The following is a 684-nucleotide window of genomic DNA, read 5'->3' on the forward strand; positions in this document are numbered from 1 at the left end:
TTGCCCTGACGTCTCTGTCTTCCTTTTTCCATTCGCGCATCCGTCGCTCGATCGCGGCGATCTGCCCGTCCAGCGCGCTTAATCCGTTCCACTGCTCACGCAGCGTGTCGATCAGCGCGGCCGGCAGGCGATCGGCGACCCGGGCCAGCACGTCCGGTATTGCCCTGTCCAGGGAGAGCCGCCCCTTGCCCATGACTTGGCCGTATTCGGTGAGCAGCCCGCGTAGTGCGTTGATCTGCATCGTGCGGAATTTGACCAGCTGCTCACGCATTCGGTGCAGCGCCAGCATCGCTTGCTGCATCTCGGTCTTGACCGCGACCGGCTTGCCCGGTTGCTGTACTGCGAGCCAGATCGCACGGGCGTCGGCGGGATCCTTCTTGTTGCGTATATTGAAGGCCTTCACGTATTGCCCTGACATCAGCTTGACCTGATGCCCCATCGCGGTGAGCAGCCTCGCCCAGTGCTGCGAACCGCCAGACGCCTCCATGCCGATCAGGCATGGCGCGCGATTCGCAAAGTAGGCGAGAAACTTCGCCCGTTTGATCGGCTTGTTGACGATTTCTCCGGTCTCTTCGTCGACGTGGTGTACCTGAAAGACGTTTTTCGCGATGTCGATACCAACTGGCGTAAGTTTCATGATCGACCCTCTCGGTTTGCGTAGGAACATGTGGATGATCCTCCAAC

At 60.1% G+C, this 684-nt stretch carries 1 protein-coding gene; it reads right to left on the reverse strand.

What is annotated here, in order from left to right:
* The coding region (locus tag AWB67_RS39065; RefSeq protein ID WP_125477915.1) for an IS110 family RNA-guided transposase at positions 1 to 637 on the reverse strand (637 nt) is incomplete at its 3' end.
* Positions 638 to 684: the final 47 nt, after the last annotated feature.

The sequence above is a fragment of the Caballeronia terrestris genome (genome assembly GCF_001544515.1).
Taxonomy (GTDB): Bacteria; Pseudomonadota; Gammaproteobacteria; order Burkholderiales; family Burkholderiaceae; genus Caballeronia; species Caballeronia terrestris.